We start from the raw sequence: 12551 nt of genomic DNA, 5'->3' as shown, positions 1-12551 counted from the left end.
ATGGCATTGCTCATCGAAAACTGCACCGTCAAAGCCGGAAAACGCACCATCCTGTCTTTGGAACGCGCCGAATTTCCAAAATGCGCCGTCAGCGCGGTCATCGGCCCCAACGGCGCGGGCAAGTCCACCCTGCTCAAACAGTTCCTCTACCATCCGCAAGCAAGCTGGTGTGGAGCACCCATGAAGGACGCGCTCAGACAGCATAAAATCGCCTGGGTCGGGCAACACGAACATTTCAACCTCCCCATGACACTCTCCGAATACGTCCTCATCGGGCGATACCCCCAACTCGCCTGGTATCGGCGACCCAAACAGGCAGACACCCGACGCGCCCAATCCCTGCTCGAGCATTTCGACCTCGCCGACCTGCGACACAAACGCATCCAAACCCTCTCCGGCGGCGAACAGCAACGCGCCGCCGTCATCCGCGCGCTGTTGCAGGATGCCGAAGTCCTCTTCCTCGACGAACCGACCAACCATCTCGACGTCCGCTATCAACACAGCCTGATGCAGCACCTCACCACCTTGCCCGAACAAGGCATGACCGTCGTCATGGTGCTGCACGACCTCAACCTCGCCGCCCACTACGCCAGCCACATCACCTTGATGAAAAACGGCAGCATCACCGCCGCAGGCGCAACCGCCGACATCATGCACGCCGAACGCCTCAGCCAAACCTACGACTGGCGCATCCTCGAATGCACCGCCAACAGCAAAACGTGGTTTCAGGCGGAGACTTTGTGAGGGGTCGTCTGAAAAGCGGGTGTATCGTGAGTTATAGTGGATTAACTTTAAACTAGGACGGCGTTACCTCGCCTTGCTGTAATATCTGTACTGTCTGCGGCTTCGTCGCCTTGTCCTGATTTAAATTTAATCCACTATATTAGTCAGTATTGATTCATGCTAAAAGGTCGTCTGAAATCTGTTTCAGACGACCTTTTGACTTGCCGGGGCAAATTCTGATTATTGGGCAGCTTCGGCGTTTTCGGGAACTTCTTCAGAAACTTCTGAGGCAGCTTCGTTTTCTTGTTCCGACATGTCGTCGGCAGATGGTTCTTGCTCAGGGAGGCTGTTGGTATCAAATTTTTCAGAAGGCATGTTGTTCATTGGTGCTTCATATGCAGGCTGCCCAAAATTTTGTTGCTGCATTACTGCGGCAGGAAAGCGTGTCATTACAAAAAATACTAGTGGAATCATGATAATGAAACAAACCAGCATAAGCCACAAATAAGCTTGCATGAAGTGTTTGCGGTTTTTGTTACCGTCCCCAAATGCCCAGACAAATATCATGACAAGGCCTACGATAGGAATGGCGAGTATCAGGAATGTGATGATCCAATCCTTGACGGTCATGACAGCAGTGTCGTTGGGTACATTAGGGTATGGAGTGTTATTTTGATCCATGAATAAACTACCTGAATGAAAGTAAATGAATAGGTCGGCAGCGGGCGGTTTTAATTTCTAATGTTTTAAAATGTGCTGAATGTTAAAGCGGTGACGCTGTGTGGAATCATTTTGCACTTTTACCCGACTGCCCGGCGATTGCAACATATATTTTATCCCAGCTGCAAGGAGGGGAATGTTATCTTTCATTCCGTTTTCATGCAAGTGGGCGGGTGGCGGGATAAGGCATTGAGGTGGGATGTGTTGGATTTTGGGTCATATGTGGATGGGTTTTATAGTGGATTAAAATAAAAATGAGACAAGGCGGCAACGCCTGCCGTGTACGGGTAGTACATAAGGGCGTTGGCAACGCCGTATCATTGCAATTTTATAGTCAATTAAAAACAAAATAGTACAATACTCAACTTTGAAGGTTTAACCATGGCATACTCTGCGGACTTAAGAAACAAAGCTTTAAACTATTACGAACAATGCAAAAACATCAGCCAAACCGCAGCAACATTTAACTTGTCAAGAAACACGCTTTACCTGTGGATTCGCCTTAAAAAACAAACAGGCAGCCTAAAACATCAAGTTACCGGTCTAAATGCCGTCAAATTGGATAGGCAAAAACTGGCTCAATATGTTGAGCAACACCAGGATGCCTATCTGCATGAAATCGCCAAACATTTTGATTGTACGCCAGCCGCCGTTTGCTATGCACTCAAACAGATGGGGATGACGCGCAAAAAAAGACCACCACTTACAAAGAACAAGACCCGGCCAAAGTAACGCATTATTTGACACAGCTGGCCGAATTTTCCGACTACCAACGTGTTTATTTGGATGAAACAGGATTTGACCGCTACCTGTTCCGTCCCTATGCCCGCAGCCAGAAAGGGCAAATAGTGAAAGCGCAGATAAGTGGAAAAAGATACCGACGCTTATCTCTGGTGTCCGCACAAGTCGGCAACCGGCTGATTGCTCCGATGGTTTATCAAAATACGATGACCGGAGTCTTTTTTGAAGCGTGGTTTCAGCAATGCCTACTGCCTGCATTGACTCAAAAATCGGTGATTATTTTAGATAATGCACGATTTCACCGTATGGGTGTTTTACGGGAAATGGCGGAAAAATGGGGACATAAGGTATTGCCTCTTGCACCTTATTCACCTGAGCTCAACCCGATTGAGAAGGTGTGGGCGAATATTAAGCGGTATCTGCGAACCGTATTGTCTGATTACGCCCGATTTGACGATGCGCTACTGTCCTATTTTGATTTTAATTGACTATAATCCACTATAATGGAATGGGGCGGCTTTGCCGTGTTCTATTAAATTCAATCCACTATGGGTAAGAAATTCAGAAGCGAGTTGATGAGATTGGGTGATGTGCGGGTTGGTACCGCAAAAGGAAATTTAATGTAAAGGTCGTCTGAAAATAGGTTTTCAGACGACCTTTAGGATTGTGAACTATTCTGCGGCAGGTTTTACCGTGTTGCGGACATCGCCGCTTTTTTCTTTATGTTTCAGCACTGCACGGTCGAGCTTGTCCATCAGAACATCAATGGCGGCGTACATGTCTTGTTCAACGGCCTCGACGTGGAGGTCTTTGCCCGCCAGATGGATGTCTGCTTCAGCCTGTTGATTGAGTTTTTCCACAGAAAGGGTGATGGTAACGGAAATGGCGTTGGCTGCGTGGCGGTTGATGCGTTCCAATTTTTCGGAAACGTAGTTTTTGATGGCCTCGGTAACGTCGAAATTCAGACCGGTGATTTTCAGATTCATAATACAGCTCCTTCGGTGGGGTTCAGTCCGTCAGAAACGGAACGGGAAAACTGCGGTTTAAAACTGTCATTCGGTAAGTTTGCGTTTGTGTGCCGGCGGGATGTCGAGCGATTCCCTGTATTTGGCGACGGTGCGGCGGGCGATGTCTATGCCCTGTTGTTTGAGGAGGCGGACAAGGGTTTCGTCGGAATGGGGTTTGCTGCTGTCTTCGTTTTCGATAATCTGCCCCAAAACGGCTTTAATCGCGCCTTGGCTCAGGCCTTCTTTGTCGCCTTCGGAATTGACTGCCTGTGTGAAGAAATAGCGTAACGCAAATAGTCCGCGCGGGCAAGACAAATATTTTTGGTTGGCGGCGCGCGAAATGGTGCTTTCGGCAAGCCCCAATTCGGCGGCTGCGTCTTTCATGAGCATGGGCGCGAGTCCGATTTCGCCGAAGATGAAGAAGTCTTCCTGATTTTTGACGATGTATTCGGCAAGGCGGATGACGGTGCTTTTGCGCAGTTCGAGGGAGTCGATGCGCTGCTTGGCTTCGTTGATTTTTTCTTTCCACTCGGGTGCGCCGTCTTCTGCGGATTTCATGAGTTCACAGTATTCGCGGTTGAGTTGCAGTTTGGGCCAGGCAGCTTCGTTGCCGATGACTTTCCAGCCGTCTTTGCCTTCTTTGACCCAAACGTCGGGCTGGATGTAAGCGGTCGGTTCGGAGGAGGCGAAACCGTAGGCGGGGTAGGGGTTGAGCGTGGCGATGATGTCGAGTGCGGCTTCTATGGTTTCGCTGTCGATTTCGGGAAAGAGTTTGCGGAAGCGGATGATGTTTTGTTTGCGGTTTTTGCCCAAATCGTGCAGCGAACTTTGGATGAGGTGGGCGGCCGCCTGACGCGCGGGGCTGGCGGGCAGGCGCATGAGTTGGAGCATCAGGGATTCGGTCAGGTCGGCGGCGGCAACGCCGGGCGGGTCGAAGGTCTGCAAAAGGTCGAGGGCGTTTTGCAGTTCGTCTTCGTCCAGCATCCATTCCAAGGGTGTGTTGTCGATAAGGTCTTGAATGCTGTCGGTGAAATAGCCTTGGTCGTCCAGGAAGTCGATAAGGATGTGGACGTAGGCGGCTTCTTTGTCGGAAAGGGGGTGTTCGCACACTTGGGAGTGCAGGTATTGGTTGAAATCTTCTTCTTTGGCGATGTTGAGCCACGCGTCTTCGGCATCGTCGCCGCCGAGGTGGTTGCTGCGCGGTATGGTGGTGCCGTGATTGAACTCTGCGTCGGCAAATTCGTCGGTTTCGGGACGTTCGAGCAGGGGATTGTCCTGCAACCAGTCTTCGACCTCGCGTTCGAGTTCGATGCCGGACATTTGCAGGATGCGCAGGGATTGTTGCAGACGTTGATTGAGTTGTTGGGTCTGCCTGAGTTTGAGGCCGAGTAAGGTCATGGTGCAATGTATGTTGATTGTTTTTTATATTTCGGACGGCATTTGTCCTCGGGTTTGGTTCGATGGCAAAGAGGTCGTCTGAAAAGGTTTTATGGTGTGTTTGGCGTTTTGGGGAACGCTGTTTTTTATTCGATATGTGTATTTCAACACTTTACACTTCATGCGTCAACTTACTTTGGGTGGTTTCGTCATTTAAAAAAACCGCACAATTGATTGTGCGGTTTGTCATGGTCAGTATTTGAAATCAGTATTTGAAGTTTTCGCCGAGATAGACGGAGCGGACTTGTTCGTTGTTGACCAAGTCGTCCGGCTTGCCGGAGGCGAGGACGGTGCCGTCGCTGATGATGTAGGCTCTGTCGCAGATACTGAGGGTTTCGCGTACGTTGTGGTCGGTAATGAGTACGCCGATGCCACGCGATTTGAGGAAGTCGATGATTTTTTGGATGTCGATGACGGCGATGGGGTCGACGCCGGCGAAGGGTTCGTCCAAGAGGATGAAGCGCGGCTGCATGGCGAGTACGCGGGCGATTTCGACGCGTCGGCGTTCGCCGCCGGACAGGGAGGGGGCGGGGTTGTGGCGCAGGTGGCCGATGTTGAGGTCAGCAAGCAGTTTTTCGACTTCGCCGTCGATGCGGCTTTTGTCTTTGGTGCTGATTTCTAAAATGGCGCGGATGTTTTGTTCGACGGTCATTTTGCGGAAAATTGAGGCTTCTTGGGGCAGGTAGCCGACGCCTAAGCGGGCGCGCTCGTGTATGGGCAGGTGGCGCAGTTCTTGTCCGTCGAGGGTAACGCTGCCTGCGTCGGCGGCGATGAGTCCGACGATCATGTAGAAGCTGGTGGTTTTGCCTGCACCGTTGGGGCCGAGCAGGCCGATGACTTCGCCGCTTTCGATTTCGAGGGAGAAGCTTTTGACGACTTGGCGTTTTTTGAAACTTTTTTGCAGGTTTTGAACGACGAGGCGGCTGGTGTTTTCGCTCATAAATGACTCTTGGTTCGGAGGTTGTCTGAAAATGTGTTTTTGGGGCTTGCTATGTTGGTTTTCAGACGACCTTTGGTGTTGTCAGATGCGGGTTATTTGGTTTTTTGGGTGCTGGACGGCTGGATGACGACGCTGACCCTGCCGGATTTGGCGGCGGATTTGGCACCTGATTTGGAGCTGCCGTTGATGGTATAGACTTCGGTTTTAGTGTTGTAGGTAATGACTGCGCCTTCGGCTACATCGCCGCCGCGTTGGACTTTGGCGTTGCCGGTCAGGGTAACGAGGTTGATGGCGGAGGAGTAGGTTACGTTGTTGGCTTGTCCGTTAACCGTGCCTTTGTTGTCGTCGAGCGTCTGGCTGAAGCGGACGGGCGAGCCGCTGGCTTTCATGAACTGTTCGCCTTTGTCGTTGCGGGAGACGTTGACGCTGCCTGCGCGGATGTTGAGCGAGCCTTGTTTGATGATGACGTTGCCGGTAAAGGTGGTACTTTGGTTGTTTTGGTCGAGCGAGCCTTGGTCGGCTTCAATCTGTATCGGCTGCTTGCTGTCGCTTTGCAGGGCGTAGGCGGGGGCGGTGGCGAAAAATGCGGTTAAAACACATACCTTACATATTTTTTGTATCATAAATCGTGGCTTTCACTCTGGATGGGAAGTTCAACAAACCTTTTTTGTGGTCATACGTCAGACCTTCGGCGTTGCCGCTCGATTCGCCGTATTGGAAGGTAACGGGCGTGTCGGTTTGGGCGTATTGCGATTCGGTGTCGACGTGCAGGAGATCGGTTTTGACGACGCCCGCCTGCCGCTTGGCATCGGCGGCTTTGGTCAGGACGACGTTGTGTTTGAACAGGAGTTGTTTGGTTTGGGTGTTGTACACGGCTTCGTCGCTGCCGACGTCGTAAAGCCGGCTGCCTTCTTGGAAGAAGACGAGGTGCGGCAGCTCGAAATGTACGTCGGTGCTTTCGGGAAATTGTTTCGCCCCTCTTGCGCTCAGATGTTCTTTCAGACGACCTTGTTCGTCAAACCGCCGCCCGTCTATGCCGCCCATCGTATATTGCGGCTGGTTGGGGTTGAGTTTGACTTCTTCAATGTCGATTTCGCTGATGCGCCCCAACCATGCCGACAATCCGCCAAGCGCGACCGCCAGTACCAAAGGGAATGCGATTCCGTACCGCCATCTTACTTTCATTTGATGTACTCGTTCAAAGCCGCGCCCAGCGTACCTTTCGCGCGCATAATCAGGTCGCACACTTCGCGCACCGCGCCTGCGCCGCCCGCATGTTTCGTAATATAGGCGGCGTGTTGCAGCGCAAACCAATGCGCGTCAGGCACGGCAACCGGCAATCCGCAGCGCACCATCACCGGCAAATCGACCACGTCGTCGCCGACAAAGGCGCACTCGCCTTCTTCTACGCCCGCTTTCGCACGCAATTCTTCATAGGCGGCACGTTTGTCCGAAATGCCTTTGAAGTAGTAATTTATGCCCAACTGTTTGACGCGGATGCCGACGGAGGGCGCGTCCCGACCTGTGATAACCGCAGTCTGCACGCCGCTTGCCTGAAGCATCTTCAAGCCGTGTCCGTCCAGCGTGTGGAACGATTTGATTTCTTCGCCGTTGTCGCGGATAAAGATGCGGCCGTCGGTCAAAACGCCGTCCACATCCAATATCAGCAGCTTGATATGCGCCGCGCGCTGTTGCAGCTCGGGGTCTAAGGTTTGCATAGTGTTTCCTTGCGGATTGCTAGGTTTCAGACGACCTATTCTAACATAAAGGTCGTCTGAAAACGGTTAGCCTGTGTTTGTGGGGATTAATGCGGTTTAACGGTCATGGGGCTGCTTTATAACTCTATAATATGTGTCTGTCGGGCAAAGGTCGTCTGAAAACCTGAGATTTGGGTTTTCAGACGACCTTTTGATATTGAAATCGAAGTGCGTGAATGCCTTGACACCCTGTTTCAAGAAAACATCAATCCTGTCCGGGCATTGTCAGTTCGCTTAAGCCGGGGAGGTCGGCGAAGCTGCGTTCGCGGACAATTTGGCAGAAGTTGTCGAGATAGCTTTTGTCTGCGTCTTCGGTGCGCGTGGCGGCGTAGAGTTCGCTTTGCAGACCGTTGGCAGTGATTTGGCGGTGGACGACGTAGCCTTTTTCGAGATAGGGCATCACGGTCCAGTAGGGCAGGGCGGCGATGCCGCGTTTGCTGGCGACGAGCTGGATGATGGCGATGGTCAGTTCGCTGCGGCGGCGCGGTGGGTTGATGCCTTTGGGTAACAATATTTTTTTGGGCAGGTCGAGCATTTCGTCGGGAACGGGATAAGTGATGAGGGTTTCACCGATGAAGTCTTCTGCTTCCCAAACGGTTTTGGCGGCAAGCGGGTGGTCTTGGGCGCAGATGCCGACCATTTCGTAGGCAAACAGGGGGCGGAAGCTGATGCCGTTTTGTTTTTCGGCTTCGGATACGATGGCGAGATCGGCGCGATGTTGCAGCAGGAGTCCGACGGGGTCTGCCTGAAAGCCGGAAACGATGTCCAATTCGACTTGCGGCCACATGGGGCGGAATTCGCCCATCGCGGGCATGAGCCAGTCGAAACAGGTGTGGCATTCGACAGCTAGCCGCAATTCGCCTGCTTCGCCTTCGATGATGCGGGCGAGGTCGCGCTCGGCGGCGGAAACTTGCGGGAGGAGTTCGCGTGCGAGCCTCAACAGGCGTTCGCCGGCGGGTGTAAAACGCAAGGGCGTGGATTTGCGCTCAAACAGGGGGGTGTCGTAATAGTTTTCAAGCGCGCGGATTTGGTGCGAAAGGGCGGATTGGGTCAGGAACACGCGCTTGGCGGCAAGGGATACGCTGCCGGTTTCTTCGAGTGCCAGCAGGGTTTTGAGATGGCGCAGTTCGATGATGGAATCCATTGGTTTTTACGCTTTCAGACGACCTCTTGAAACAGGCAATATTAAAATATTTCATGCCGGGGTGTAAATGCGGGCGCATGTTGAACGGTATGGGGATTGGGCGCGTCAGGGTTTGCGGTTAGAATGTGCGTCCGATTTTGTATGAATGCGGTGAATTGACTTGAAACGGAGATGGCGTTGTTTCGTCTTGTCCTGTGAAATTCAATCCGCTATGTGTTGAAAGGAATGATATGGCGAAACGCAACGATATTTTGGCGTGGTGCGACGAGGTGTTGCAGGTCGGCATGTTCAAAGACTATGCGCCCAACGGTTTGCAGGTCGAGGGCAGGGTGGAAGTCGGCAAAATAGCGACATCGGTAACGGCAAGCAAGGCGGCGGTCGATTTTGCTGCGGAGCAAGGCGCGGATATGCTTTTGGTGCACCACGGGATGTTTTGGAAAAGCGAGCCGGTAACGATTACGGGCTGGAAAAAAGTGCGCATCGAAACATTATTGCAACACCAAATCAATATGGCGGGCTACCACCTGCCGCTGGATGCACACCCAGTGTTGGGCAACAACGCGCAGCTTGCCGATAAGTTGGGTTGGGAAGTCGAAAGGCGGTTCGGCGAACAGAACCTGTTGAATATAGGTCGTCTGAAAACGCCGCAGACTTTGGCTGAATGGTTGCAACACATTGCTGCAGCGTTGGGGCGGCAGCCCGTAGCCGTCGGCGATATGTCGCGCGAAATCAAACGCATCGCATGGTGTACCGGCGGTGCGCAGGGATTTTTTCAGACGACCATAGACGAAGGCGTTGATGCCTATCTGACCGGAGAAATCTCGGAGGCGCAGTTTCATCTTGCCAATGAAACAGGCGTTGCGTTTGTCAGCGCGGGACACCATGCGACGGAACGTTACGGCATCCGCGCCCTGGGCGAAGCCGTGGCACAGCATTTTGAGTTGGAAGTCTGTCATTTCGACGAAGATAATCCCGCTTAAGCCTTGATAATCGTCATGAAAATTTACCTTAATTTAAATAATGCTTTGAGTATCACGGCAAACTAGGTAGAATTACATCGTTTAATGGCTCGGTATTCCCAAAATTTTAGGACGACTGAATAATGGATAATCAAGAAATCAATAGCGGTCGCCGCCGCTTTTTGACGCTGGCTACGTGCGGCGCGGGCGGTGTGGCGGCTTTGGGCGTAGCTACGCCTTTCGTGGCAAGCTTTTTCCCGTCGGAAAAAGCCAAGGCCGCAGGTGCTGCCGTCGAAATCGATGTCAGCAAAATCGAATCCGGACAAATGTTGACTGCCGAATGGCAAGGTAAACCGATTTGGGTGGTTAACCGTACCGAACAGCAGCTCAAAGACCTGAAAAGTTTGAACGGCGCGGTTGCTGATCCCGATTCCAAGGCAGATCAACAGCCCGAATATGCTAAAAACGAGACCCGTTCGATTAAGCCGAACATCCTTGTAGCCATCGGTATCTGTACCCACTTGGGCTGCTCGCCGACCTACCGTCCCGACGTTGCCCCTGCGGATTTGGGTGCAGACTGGAAAGGCGGTTTCTTCTGCCCTTGCCACGGTTCGAAATTCGACATGGCAGGCCGCGTATATAAAGGTGTTCCTGCACCGACCAACCTGGTTGTTCCGCCCTACAAATATCTGAGCGATACGACAGTCTTGGTAGGCGAAGACTAAAAATAAGGAACGATAATTATGGCAAACCAAACCAATAGCAAAGCAAAAGCATTGTTAGACTGGACGGACGCTCGTTTCCCTCTGTCTAAAATGTGGAATGAGCATTTGGCTCAATACTACGCGCCGAAAAACTTCAACTTCTGGTACTACTTCGGCTCTTTGGCTCTGCTCGTCCTCGTGATTCAAATCGTCAGCGGTATCTTCCTGACCATGAACTACAAACCGGACGGCAACCTGAATGCCTATCACCTGCCTGCTGCCTTTACCGCAGTAGAGTACATCATGCGCGACGTGTCCGGTGGCTGGATTATCCGCTATATGCACTCCACAGGCGCATCTTTCTTCTTCATCGTCGTATACCTGCACATGTTCCGCGGCCTGATTTACGGTTCGTATAAAAAACCGCGCGAATTGGTGTGGATTTTCGGTTCCCTGATTTTCTTGGCATTGATGGCCGAAGCCTTTATGGGCTACCTGTTGCCTTGGGGTCAAATGTCCTTCTGGGGCGCGCAGGTGATTATTAACCTGTTCTCTGCCATCCCTGTTATCGGTCCTGATTTGTCCACTTGGATTCGCGGCGACTTCAACGTTTCCGACGTTACCCTGAACCGCTTCTTCGCACTGCACGTTATTGCCGTACCGCTGGTGTTGCTCGGTTTGGTCGTGGCACACATCATCGCCCTGCACGAAGTGGGTTCAAACAACCCTGACGGCGTGGAAATCAAGAAACTCAAAGATGAAAACGGCGTTCCGCTCGACGGCATTCCTTTCCATCCGTACTACACCGTCAAAGACATCTTGGGCGTTGTCGTATTCCTGATTGTTTTCTGCTCCGTATTGTTCTTCGCTCCCGAAGGCGGTGGCTACTTCCTTGAAGCCCCGAACTTTGACGCGGCAAATGCGCTGAAAACACCGCCGCACATTGCGCCGGTATGGTATTTCACCCCGTTCTACGCTATTTTGCGTGCGATTCCTTCGATGGCAGGTACTCAGGTATGGGGTGTAATCGGCATGGGTGCAGCAGTTGTATTGATTGCCTTGTTGCCTTGGTTGGATAAGTCACCTGTAAAATCTGTTCGTTACCGCAACAACTCTTTCAAAGTAATGTTGGCGTTGTTTGTTGTATCTTTTATCGGCTTGGGAATTCTGGGTGCATTGGTAGCAGATGATACTCGTACAGCTTTTGCTCGTGCATTCAGTGCATTCTATTTCTTGTTCTTCATCGGTATGCCGTTGCATACAAATCCTAAATGGTTGGCTGAAAAAGCTGGTGGTATTAAATATTTAATCAGTCTGTTTGTTTATGCAGCTTTAATTATTTATAACCTGTATTTAGTTGCAGTCTTGCCAAATAACATCGTTAAGGCATTCGTTCTGGCTTACACAGTTTTCTTTGCAGCTATTCCATTCCTGAATGCGTTTAATAGCGAAAAAGCTACGCCTGAGCGTGTAACCATGAGCACCACTAAACAAAAAATCATGTTCTTTGTTTATATCGGTATTACCGTCATCGGTGCTTACCTGTTTGCAACCAATATCTGATGAGGGCAGCGAAAATGAAACATACCCTGAAAAACTGGTTTGCTGCCTTGTTGTTGGCAGTGCCTATGAGTGCCGCCGTCGCCAGCGGTGGCGGACACTATGAAAAAGTCGAGATTGACCTGCGCGACCAAGTCAGCTTGCAGCGCGGTGCTCAAATTTTCACCAACTACTGCTTATCCTGCCACTCGGCAAGCGGTATGCGCTTCAACCGTCTGAAAGACATCGGTTTGACTGACGAAGAAATCAAGAAAAACCTGATGTTTACGACAGACAACGTCGGTGATGTCATGTTGGCGGCGATGAATCCTAAAGATGCTGCCAAATGGTTTGGTGCGGCTCCTCCGGATCTGACGCTGATTGCCCGTTCTAAAGGCGCGGATTATCTGTATGCCTATATGCGCGGCTTCTATAAAGACCCGACCCGTCCGAACGGTTGGAACAACGTCGTATTCGACAAAGTCGGCATGCCCCACCCCTTGTGGGAGCAACAAGGCGTTCAAGCGGTTGAGCTGGATGCCAAAGGTCAGCCGGTCATGGTGAAAGACGAACATGGCGAATTGAAACCCAAGCTCTATTGGGAATCTACCGGCGCACACAGCCGTCGTTTGCCAAACGGCAAAGTCGTCCAAACAGAGTACGATGCTTATGTACGCGATTTGGTGAACTATTTGGTTTACATGGGTGAACCGGCGCAACTCCAGCGCAAACGTACAGGCTATATCGTATTGATGTTCTTGCTTGCAGTAATGCTGCCTCTGGCATACTTCCTGAAAAAAGAATATTGGAGAGACGTTCATTAAGTCTTGTAATGAAAAAGGGCAAACCCAATCGGGTTTGCCCTTTTTTATGATTAAAG

The 12551-nt window shown here is 51.4% G+C and carries 14 protein-coding genes and 2 pseudogenes; 6 read left to right on the top strand and 10 right to left on the bottom strand.

The window, feature by feature from the left end:
• Positions 1 to 744 carry an ABC transporter ATP-binding protein gene (locus NM96_09930; protein ID AVR79600.1) on the top strand — a complete coding sequence of 248 codons (744 nt, stop codon included), beginning with the start codon at positions 1 to 3 and terminating at the stop codon, positions 742 to 744.
• Positions 745 to 796: 52 nt separating this feature from the next.
• Here the strand turns inward: NM96_09930 and NM96_09925 are convergent.
• The 3 genes and pseudogenes from NM96_09925 to NM96_09915 form a co-directional block, all read right to left on the bottom strand.
• Positions 797 to 883: pseudogene (locus NM96_09925) on the bottom strand (transposase).
• An 80-nt stretch (positions 884 to 963) separates the two neighbouring features.
• Entirely contained in the window at positions 964 to 1404 is a 441-nt protein-coding gene (locus NM96_09920; protein AVR79599.1) for a hypothetical protein, read from the bottom strand.
• 272 nt (positions 1405 to 1676) lie between these two features.
• Positions 1677 to 1775, bottom strand: a pseudogene (locus NM96_09915) (formate dehydrogenase).
• A gap of 49 nt (positions 1776 to 1824) precedes the next feature.
• On the opposite strand from NM96_09915, the gene NM96_09910 reads away from it, so the two are divergent.
• Positions 1825 to 2672, top strand: a protein-coding gene (locus tag NM96_09910; protein ID AVR79598.1) for an IS630 family transposase whose coding sequence is annotated in 2 segments (ribosomal slippage) — positions 1825 to 2140 and positions 2140 to 2672 — 849 coding nt in all. Because the reading frame shifts where the segments join, the coding sequence is not laid out codon by codon here.
• Between the two features lie 183 nt (positions 2673 to 2855).
• On the opposite strand, the gene raiA is transcribed toward NM96_09910, so the two are convergent.
• The 7 genes from raiA to NM96_09875 form a co-directional block, all read right to left on the bottom strand.
• Positions 2856 to 3170, bottom strand: coding sequence for a ribosome-associated translation inhibitor RaiA (raiA, locus tag NM96_09905; GenBank protein AVR79597.1), 315 nt, complete (start codon positions 3168 to 3170; stop codon positions 2856 to 2858).
• A gap of 66 nt (positions 3171 to 3236) precedes the next feature.
• Entirely contained in the window at positions 3237 to 4589 is a 1353-nt protein-coding gene (rpoN, locus tag NM96_09900) for an RNA polymerase sigma-54 factor (GenBank protein AVR79596.1), read from the bottom strand.
• A gap of 244 nt (positions 4590 to 4833) precedes the next feature.
• Positions 4834 to 5568: an LPS export ABC transporter ATP-binding protein gene (gene lptB, locus NM96_09895; GenBank protein ID AVR79595.1), complete on the bottom strand. Its 735-nt coding sequence runs from the start codon at positions 5566 to 5568 to the stop codon at positions 4834 to 4836.
• 92 nt (positions 5569 to 5660) lie between these two features.
• Positions 5661 to 6191, bottom strand: a complete 531-nt coding sequence (gene lptA, locus NM96_09890) for a lipopolysaccharide transport periplasmic protein LptA (GenBank protein AVR79594.1) — start codon at positions 6189 to 6191, stop codon at positions 5661 to 5663.
• On the bottom strand, positions 6172 to 6753 hold the full coding sequence (lptC, locus tag NM96_09885) for an LPS export ABC transporter periplasmic protein LptC (GenBank protein AVR79593.1): 582 nt from the start codon (positions 6751 to 6753) through the stop codon (positions 6172 to 6174). Before lptC ends, lptA begins: the two co-directional genes overlap by 20 nt.
• On the bottom strand, positions 6750 to 7286 hold the full coding sequence (locus NM96_09880) for a phenylphosphate carboxylase subunit delta (GenBank protein ID AVR79592.1): 537 nt from the start codon (positions 7284 to 7286) through the stop codon (positions 6750 to 6752). The genes lptC and NM96_09880 overlap by 4 nt, the downstream gene beginning before the upstream one ends.
• 244 nt (positions 7287 to 7530) lie before the next feature.
• The gene (locus NM96_09875) at positions 7531 to 8469 is read right to left on the bottom strand and encodes a LysR family transcriptional regulator (protein ID AVR79591.1); all 939 of its coding nucleotides are present in this window, start codon (positions 8467 to 8469) and stop codon (positions 7531 to 7533) included.
• A gap of 230 nt (positions 8470 to 8699) precedes the next feature.
• On the opposite strand from NM96_09875, the gene NM96_09870 reads away from it, so the two are divergent.
• The 4 genes from NM96_09870 to NM96_09855 all read left to right on the top strand — a co-directional run bounded on the left by NM96_09870 (position 8700) and on the right by NM96_09855 (position 12495).
• A complete protein-coding gene (locus NM96_09870; GenBank protein AVR79590.1) occupies positions 8700 to 9449 on the top strand; it encodes a Nif3-like dinuclear metal center hexameric protein in 750 nt (249 codons plus the stop codon).
• A 122-nt stretch (positions 9450 to 9571) separates the two neighbouring features.
• On the top strand, positions 9572 to 10153 hold the full coding sequence (gene petA / locus NM96_09865; protein ID AVR79589.1) for a ubiquinol-cytochrome c reductase iron-sulfur subunit: 582 nt from the start codon (positions 9572 to 9574) through the stop codon (positions 10151 to 10153).
• Positions 10154 to 10171: 18 nt separating this feature from the next.
• On the top strand, positions 10172 to 11695 hold the full coding sequence (locus NM96_09860) for a cytochrome bc complex cytochrome b subunit (protein ID AVR79588.1): 1524 nt from the start codon (positions 10172 to 10174) through the stop codon (positions 11693 to 11695).
• The gene (locus NM96_09855; GenBank protein AVR79587.1) at positions 11695 to 12495 is read left to right on the top strand and encodes a cytochrome c1; all 801 of its coding nucleotides are present in this window, start codon (positions 11695 to 11697) and stop codon (positions 12493 to 12495) included. Before NM96_09860 ends, NM96_09855 begins: the two co-directional genes overlap by 1 nt.
• The last annotated feature ends 56 nt before the right edge of the window (positions 12496 to 12551 follow it).

The sequence above is a fragment of the Neisseria mucosa genome (assembly GCA_003028315.1).
GTDB lineage: Bacteria > Pseudomonadota > Gammaproteobacteria > Burkholderiales > Neisseriaceae > Neisseria > Neisseria mucosa.
This window is presented reverse-complemented; position numbering and strand designations above follow the sequence as displayed.

Bases quoted from the DNA above. Each gene is read 5' to 3' on its own strand.
- NM96_09870 (AVR79590.1), top strand. From the start codon at position 8,700: ATGGCGAAACGCAACGATATTTTGGCGTGGTGCGACGAGGTGTTGCAG.
- NM96_09920 (AVR79599.1), bottom strand. From the start codon at position 1,404: ATGGATCAAAATAACACTCCATACCCTAATGTACCCAACGACACTGCT.
- rpoN (AVR79596.1), bottom strand. From the start codon at position 4,589: ATGACCTTACTCGGCCTCAAACTCAGGCAGACCCAACAACTCAATCAA.
- lptC (AVR79593.1), bottom strand. From the start codon at position 6,753: ATGAAAGTAAGATGGCGGTACGGAATCGCATTCCCTTTGGTACTGGCG.
- raiA (AVR79597.1), bottom strand. From the start codon at position 3,170: ATGAATCTGAAAATCACCGGTCTGAATTTCGACGTTACCGAGGCCATC.
- lptA (AVR79594.1), bottom strand. From the start codon at position 6,191: ATGATACAAAAAATATGTAAGGTATGTGTTTTAACCGCATTTTTCGCC.
- NM96_09930 (AVR79600.1), top strand. From the start codon at position 1: ATGGCATTGCTCATCGAAAACTGCACCGTCAAAGCCGGAAAACGCACC.
- petA (AVR79589.1), top strand. From the start codon at position 9,572: ATGGATAATCAAGAAATCAATAGCGGTCGCCGCCGCTTTTTGACGCTG.
- lptB (AVR79595.1), bottom strand. From the start codon at position 5,568: ATGAGCGAAAACACCAGCCGCCTCGTCGTTCAAAACCTGCAAAAAAGT.
- NM96_09875 (AVR79591.1), bottom strand. From the start codon at position 8,469: ATGGATTCCATCATCGAACTGCGCCATCTCAAAACCCTGCTGGCACTC.
- NM96_09860 (AVR79588.1), top strand. From the start codon at position 10,172: ATGGCAAACCAAACCAATAGCAAAGCAAAAGCATTGTTAGACTGGACG.
- NM96_09855 (AVR79587.1), top strand. From the start codon at position 11,695: ATGAGGGCAGCGAAAATGAAACATACCCTGAAAAACTGGTTTGCTGCC.
- NM96_09880 (AVR79592.1), bottom strand. From the start codon at position 7,286: ATGCAAACCTTAGACCCCGAGCTGCAACAGCGCGCGGCGCATATCAAG.